This is a genomic window from Pseudomonas sp. P5_A2_2, assembly GCF_054177685.1.
In genome coordinates this window covers 1-7,230 of record NZ_JBGCUL010000171.1, presented here as the reverse complement: position 1 = coordinate 7,230, position 7,230 = coordinate 1, and the positions used below count along the sequence as shown (strand labels likewise).

5 protein-coding genes are annotated in these 7,230 nt (G+C 62.7%); all 5 read left to right on the top strand.

The features are described from left to right. The first annotated feature begins 111 nt into the window (after positions 1-111). Entirely contained in the window at positions 112-1,536 is a 1,425-nt protein-coding gene (locus tag ACXRVY_RS12885) for an amino acid permease (RefSeq protein WP_458237515.1), read from the top strand. Positions 1,537-1,867: 331 nt separating this feature from the next. Beyond that, positions 1,868-2,659 (top strand): enoyl-CoA hydratase/isomerase family protein, encoded by a 792-nt coding sequence (locus tag ACXRVY_RS12880; protein ID WP_223460724.1) that lies wholly within the window; start codon positions 1,868-1,870, stop codon positions 2,657-2,659. A 41-nt stretch (positions 2,660-2,700) separates the two neighbouring features. Then, a complete protein-coding gene (locus ACXRVY_RS12875; RefSeq protein WP_056725048.1) occupies positions 2,701-3,861 on the top strand; it encodes an acyl-CoA dehydrogenase family protein in 1,161 nt (386 codons plus the stop codon). An 18-nt stretch (positions 3,862-3,879) separates the two neighbouring features. Further along, positions 3,880-5,979 carry an acetate--CoA ligase family protein gene (locus ACXRVY_RS12870; protein WP_223460722.1) on the top strand — a complete coding sequence of 700 codons (2,100 nt, stop codon included), beginning with the start codon at positions 3,880-3,882 and terminating at the stop codon, positions 5,977-5,979. 10 nt (positions 5,980-5,989) lie between these two features. After that, the coding region (locus ACXRVY_RS12865; protein ID WP_458237516.1) for a 5-guanidino-2-oxopentanoate decarboxylase at positions 5,990-7,230 on the top strand (1,241 nt) is incomplete at its 3' end.

The following is a 7,230-nucleotide window of genomic DNA, read 5'->3' as shown; positions in this document are numbered from 1 at the left end:
CTTCGAAGCTTATTGGAGATAATAATAATGAATTGCCGTAAAGCTGATCCCACCCTGCGCCGTGACGTCCCGTCGCGCGCTGTACACCTCACTGACTGTTGAGGTGCCGACATGAACGAAAACACTGATCGCAGCACTGATCATAAAGGCATCCAGCTGACCCGCGCCCTCAAGAGCCGGCACATCTTCATGCTGTCTTTGGGCGGCGTCATCGGCACCGGGTTGTTCATGGGCTCCGGCGTGACCATCAATCAGGGCGGCCCGGTGGGGGCGATCCTGGCTTACCTGGTCGCGGGTTTCCTGATGTACCTGGTGATGGTCTGCCTGGGCGAACTGTCGGTGCAGATGCCGGTGTCCGGATCGTTCCAGACTCACGCCACCAAATACATCGGCCCGGCCACCGGGTTCATGATCGGCTGGGTGTACTGGATGAGTTGGGCCACCACCGTGGGCCTGGAGTTCACCGCCGCCGGCATGCTGATGACCCGCTGGTTCCCGACGGTGCCGATCTGGTACTGGTCGGCGCTGTTCGTGGTGGTGCTGTTCGGTATCAATGCCATGGCCACCCGCGCTTTCGGTGAGGCGGAATACTGGTTTTCGGGGATCAAGGTCGCGGCGATTCTCGGTTTCATCGTGGTCGGCGTGCTGGTGATCTTCGGCGTCATGCCCCTGAGCAGTGGCGCACCGGCACCGATGGCGACCAATCTGATCGGCGATACGCTGTTCCCCAACGGCCTGTCGGCGGTGTTCGCGGTGATGATGACCGTGGTCTACGCGTTCCAGGGTTGCGAGATCATGGGCGTGGCCGCAGGTGAAACCGATCAGCCGGAAAAGAGCATTCCCCGCGCCGTGCGCAACGTGGTGTTCCGCGTGCTGATTTTCTACGTGCTGGCGATTATCGTGCTGTCGGCCATCGTGCCGTGGCAGYAGGCAGGCTTGATGGAAAGTCCGTTCGTGCAGGTGTTCGACATGGTCGGCATTCCCTTTGCCGCCGACCTGATGAACTTCGTGATCCTCACCGCGATCCTGTCGGTGGGCAACTCCGGCCTGTATGCCTCGACGCGCATCCTGTGGGCGATGTCAAAAACCGGCATGGCGYCGAAAAGCCTGTCGCCATTGAGCAAGCGTGGCGTGCCGCTGCGCGCCTTGAGCATCACCCTGTGCTTCGCGCTGGTGTCGCTGATGACCAGCTTCGTCGCCGCCGACACCTTGTTCATGGTGCTGATGGCCGTGAGCGGCATGTCCGGCACCGTGACCTGGATTGTCATCGCGCTGGCGCAGTACAAGTTCCGCAAGGCGTACTTGCGTGAAGGCGGCAAACTCAGCGACCTGAAATACCGTGCGCCGTGGTTCCCGGTATTGCCGCTGATGTGCATCACGCTGTGCTGCTCGCTGTTCGTGTTCCTGGCACTGGATGAAACCCAGCGTCCGTCGCTGTATTGGGGCTTTGGCTTCATTGCGCTGTGCTATGGCGCGTACTTCCTGATCCATCGCAAGCGTCAGGGCGTGTTGGCGCCGAGCTTGCCGACTGCATAACACCTCCAGATAACCGTTTCCCCTGTAGGAGCGAGCCTGCTCGCGATAGCGGTGGATCAGTCAACAGAAATGTTGAATGTGATTCCCTCATCGCGAGCAGGCTCGCTCCTACAGTTGTTTTGTGCTGGGCGTAGGTAGTTGTTCGAAGTTGTAACAGCGCCAACAGCCGTTGCTCGCCATTCTTGAAATAATTCAATAAAACCAATGTGTTGCGAAGTTTTTTGGCTTGTTACAGCCAATTTCCAAGCCGATTGCCGCCTTACTGAACACTCGTTTAGTATGGCCTCAAGTCGCATCACCTCAGACCAATCACAATAACTCGAGGATTCCCATGACCACTCAATCGTCGCTGCTCAGCCAGGTCGAAGCAGGCGTTGCCTGGATCACCCTCAATCGCACTGCCCAGCGCAATGCGCTGGACATTCCGACGCTGAAAAACCTGCACGTCTTGCTCGACGCTTACAACGCCGATCCAGCGGTGCGTGTGGTGGTGCTCACCGGCAGCGGCCGCAGCTTCTGCGCCGGCGCCGACCTCGATGAATGGGCCGACGCCGAAGCCCGTGGCGCGCTGGAAACCTACGGCTGGACCGAAACCGCCCACGCCTTGATGACCCGCCTGCACAGCCTGGAAAAACCGACCATCGCCGCCATCAATGGCACCGCCGTCGGCGCCGGGATGGACCTGACCCTGTGCTGCGACCTGCGCATCGCCGGGCAATCGGCACGCTTCAAGGCCGGCTACACCAGCATGGCCTACTCGCCGGATGCCGGCGCCAGTTGGCACCTGCCGCGTCTGATCGGCAGCGAACAGGCCAAGCGCCTGCTGTTCCTCGATGAACTGTGGGGCGCTGACCGTGCCCTCGACGCCGGTCTGGTCGGCGATGTCTGCCCCGACGAGCAACTGCTGACCGTTACCAGCGAACTCGCTGCACGCCTGGCCAGCGGCCCGACCTTTGCCTTCGCCCAGACCAAAAAACTCATGCGTGAAGGCGCCGAACGCAGCCTGCCGGAACAACTGCAAGCCGAGCTCGCCGCCGGCCTGCTTTGCGGTCGCAGCGAAGACGGCACCGAAGCCCTGCGCGCGGCCATGGAAAAACGCCCGGCACGCTTCATCGGTCGTTGATTCCCCCTACATCTCCCAGAATACGAACAACAGGTAGCGCCATGAATTTCCAACTGACCCAAGAACAAGAAATGTTGGTGGACTCGGTACGCAGCTTCGTCGAGAAGGAACTGCTGCCCTATGAAGAGCAGGTCGACCGCGCCGACGAGGTCTCCCCGGAACTGGCGGCACAGATTCGCGGCAAGGCGATTGCTGCCGGTTTCTACGCCTTCAACATGCCCGAAGAAGTGGGTGGCGGTGGCCTCGATTACCTGTCCCAGGCGCTGATCGAGCGCGAGCTGTCCAAGGTGTCCTGGGCGCTCCACGTGTTTGTCGCGCGGCCGTCGAAAATCCTCATGGCCTGCACCGGCGACCAGATCAACGACTACCTGTTGCCGTGCATCCAGGGTGAAAAGATCGACTGCTTCGCCCTGACCGAACCGGGTGCCGGCTCCGACGCCAATGCGATCAAGACCCGTGCCGTGCGTGAAGGCGATGACTTCATTCTCAACGGCAGCAAGCACTTCATCAGCCACGCCGGCCATGCCGATTTCGCCATCGTCTTCGCCGTGACCGACACCTACGAACACAACGGCAAAAAGCGCAACGCCGTGACCTCGTTCCTGGTCGACCGCAACACCCCGGGCATGACCATCCGCCGTGGACCGAAGTGCGTGAGCAACCGTGGTTATCACACCTTCGAAATGTTCTTCGACGACTGCCGCGTACCGGCCAGCAAAGTGCTGGGCGAAGTCGGCAAGGGTTGGGAGGTGGCCAACGCCTGGCTGACCGCCGGGCGGGTGATGGTCGCGGCCAACTGCGTCGGTCAGGCCCAGCGCGCACTGGACGTGTCCTTGCAGTGGGCGGCGGACCGCAAGCAATTCGGCCAGCCGATCGGTACTTACCAGGGCGTGTCGTTCAAATTGGCCGACATGGCCACGCAAATCCGCGCCGCCGAACTGCTGACCCTGCACACCGCCTGGAAAATGGACCAGGGCACCATGACCGATGGCGAGGCCGGCATGGCCAAGCTGTTCGCCAGTGAAGTGCTCGGCCGTACCGCCGATGAAGCGGTGCAGATCTTCGGCGGCATGGGCCTGATGGACGAAGGTCCGGTGGAGCGCATCTGGCGCAACGCGCGGATCGAACGGATCTGGGAAGGCACCTCGGAAATCCAGCGCCACATCATTTCCCGCGAGCTGCTGCGGCCGCTGCTGCGCTGATCGGCCCGGAGAATTCCCATGTCCCAAACCATTCGTGACAACCTCAAACGCATGCTCGCGCCGCAACACGTGGCGTTCGTCGGCGGCCGCAGCATGGCCCGCGCCCTCAAGCGCTGTGCCGAGGGCGGCTACCAAGGGCAAATGTGGCTGGTCAATCCGCAGCACGACAGCCTTGAAGGTGTGCCGTGCGTGCGCAGCGTTGCCGAGCTGCCTTGCGGCCCGGACGCCGTGTTCATCGCCACCAACCGCGAACTGACCCTGACTTGCGTCGCCGAACTGGCCGCCATCGGCGCGGGCGGCGCGATCTGCTACGCCTCAGGCTTCGCCGAGACCGGCGCCGAAGGCCAGGTCCTGCAACAGCGACTGCTCAAGGCCGCTGGCGACATGGCCTTGCTCGGCCCCAACTGCTACGGCCTGCTCGACTACCTGCACAGCTCCGCGCTGTGGCCGGTGGCCCATGGCGGCAAAGCGGTGGAGAAGGGCGTGGCGGTGCTGACCCAGAGCGGTAACTTCGCCTACAACCTGTCCATGAGCGACCGTTCGCTGCCGGTGGCCTACATGGCCTCGGTCGGCAATCAGGCGCAACTGGGTGTCGCTGAACTGATGGACGTGTTGCTCGACGAGCCGCGTGTCACCGCCATCGGCCTGCACCTCGAAGGCCTGAAGAATGTGCCGGGTTTTGCCCGTGCCGCGCACAAGGCACTGGAGAAGGGCATCCCGATCATTGCCCTGAAAACCGGCGTGTCGCAGATCGGCGCCGAACTGGCCTTGAGTCACACCAGTTCTTTGTCGGGTTCCGATGCGCTGTACGACGCACTGTTCGACCGCCTCGGGGTTATTCGCGTCAGCGGCCCGGTGAGTTTTGTCGAAACCTTGAAAGCCGCAGCCTGCGGCAACCTGCCGGCGGGTAACCGCCTGATTGCGCTGGCCTGTTCCGGTGGCGATGCCGGGCTGATTGCCGACTACGCCGAACGCAATGACCTGGGCTTGCCGAAACTCGATCAAGGACAGGTCGGCGAACTCGCGCAAGTACTGCCGACCTACGCCAACCTGGTCAACCCGCTGGATTTCACCACGGCGATCTGGGGTGACGGCGAAGCCTTGAACCGCATGCTCGACAGCGCGCTGCGCACCGAAGCCGATGCGGCGATGCTGGTGCTCGACTACCCGTCGGAGTTCACCGGCGAGCGCAAGGAATGCGACCTGCTGCTGGAGTTGTACTGCGCGGCACTGAAACGTCACGGCAAGACCGGTTTTGTCACCTCGGCCTTCCCCGAACTACTGCCGGCCCATGCCCGCGAGCGTCTGCACGCCCAAGGCGTTGCGGCGTTGCAAGGCGTTGAAGACGGCTTGGCCGCGTGGGGGCGCATCGCCGGTTATCAGCGCAACCGCCAGGCCTTGTTGGCTTTGGGCGAATCGGCACTGGTTCCGCTGTGCCCGCACGCGCTGGAAGGTGAGGGGCGTTTGCTCAATGAATGGGACTCCAAACAGGCCTTGAGAGCCTTTGGCCTGCCAACGCCAAACGGCGTATTGAGTACCCCGGACAAGGCCCTGAAGGATGCAGAAGCATTGGGCTATCCGCTGGTACTCAAAGCGGTCAGCGCACAGCTGCCACACAAGACCGAGGCCGGTGCCGTGGCGCTGAACCTCAAGGACGGCGCGGCATTGAGCGCTGCACTGGAGCAGATGCGTACCAGCATTGCCGCTTACGCCCCGGGCGTACCCTTCGATCAACTGTTGCTGGAACCCATGGCCAAGCCGCCACTGGCTGAGCTGATCGTCGGCATCAAACGCGAAAACGATTTTTGCCTGGCCTTGGTGATTGGCGCGGGCGGCATTCTGGTGGAGTTGCTCAAGGACAGTCGCAGTCTGTTGCTGCCGACCACCGACGGTGCGATCCGCAAGGCCTTGCTCAGCCTGCGCAGTGCGCCGTTGCTGCAAGGTTTCCGTGGTCGCGAGTCTGCTGACCTGGACGCCTTGGTGAGCGCGATCCGCGCAGTGGCCGACTACGCCTGCGAGAATGCCGCACACCTGCTGGAACTGGATGTGAACCCATTGTTGGTCGGTGCCCAAGGCACGACTGCGGTCGATGCGTTGATTCGCCTCGGCCAGGAGTGAGGACATGAATATGCAAAGCAAAACATTGACCGGTGGCCAGGCCCTGGTGCGCCTGTTGGCCAACTACGGCGTCGATACCGTGTTCGGCATCCCCGGCGTACACACCCTGGAGCTGTATCGCGGCTTGCCCGGCAGTGGCATTCGCCACGTGCTGACCCGCCATGAGCAGGGCGCCAGTTTCATGGCCGACGGCTATGCCCGGGTCAGCGGCAAACCCGGCGTGTGCTTCGTCATCACCGGCCCCGGCGTGACCAACGCCGCCACCGGCATTGGCCAGGCCTACGCCGACTCGATTCCGATGCTGGTGATTTCCAGCGTCAACCACAGCGCCAGCCTGGGCAAGGGCTGGGGTAGCCTGCACGAGTGTCAGGATCAACGGGCAATGACCGCACCGATCACTGCGTTCTCCGCAGTGGCGCTGACCGCCGAAGACCTGCCGGAACTGATCGCCCGTGCTTATGCGGTGTTCGACAGCGAGCGGCCGCGCCCGGTGCACATCTCGGTGCCGCTGGACGTGCTGTCGGCGCCGATTGCCCGTGACTGGAGTAATGAGGTGGTGCATCGTCCGGGTCGTGGCCCGGCATCCGCCACCGCCATCGATCAAGCCGTGGCCAGACTCAACGCTGCCAAGCGACCGATGATCATCGCCGGTGGTGGTGCGCTGAATGCCGTTTCGCAGCTGCAAGATATCAGCACCCGACTCGCTGCGCCGCTGTTTACCAGCGTCGCCGGAAAGGGCTTGCTGCCTCCGGATGCGCCGCTCAATGCCGGTTCATCCCTGTGCGTGGAGCCGGGCTGGAACCTGATCGCCGAGGCCGACGTAGTGCTGGCGGTCGGCACCGAAATGGCCGACACCGACTACTGGCGTGAGCGCCTGCCACTCAACGCCGAGCTGCTGCGAGTGGACATCGACCCGCGCAAGTTCAACGACTTTTATCCGTGCGCGGTTGCCTTGCACGGCGATGCACAACAAACCCTCAGTGGATTGCTTGAGCGTCTGCCGTCTGATGTGCGCGATGCCAGCGCAGCGATTGCCTCGGTCGCCGCCCTGCGTGAAGCGGTCAAGGCCAGCCATGGTCCGTTGCAGTCGATCCATCAAGCGATTCTTGACCGCATTGCTGCAGAGCTGCCGGACAACGCGTTCATCAGCACCGACATGACCCAACTGGCCTACACCGGCAACTACGCTTTCGACAGCCTGGCGATCCGCAGTTGGCTGCACCCGACCGGCTACGGCACCCTGGGTTATGG

Excerpts from the sequence above, each read along its gene's own strand:
- ACXRVY_RS12870 (WP_223460722.1), top strand. The coding sequence starts at position 3,880 with ATGTCCCAAACCATTCGTGACAACCTCAAACGCATGCTCGCGCCGCAA.
- ACXRVY_RS12875 (WP_056725048.1), top strand. The coding sequence starts at position 2,701 with ATGAATTTCCAACTGACCCAAGAACAAGAAATGTTGGTGGACTCGGTA.
- ACXRVY_RS12880 (WP_223460724.1), top strand. The coding sequence starts at position 1,868 with ATGACCACTCAATCGTCGCTGCTCAGCCAGGTCGAAGCAGGCGTTGCC.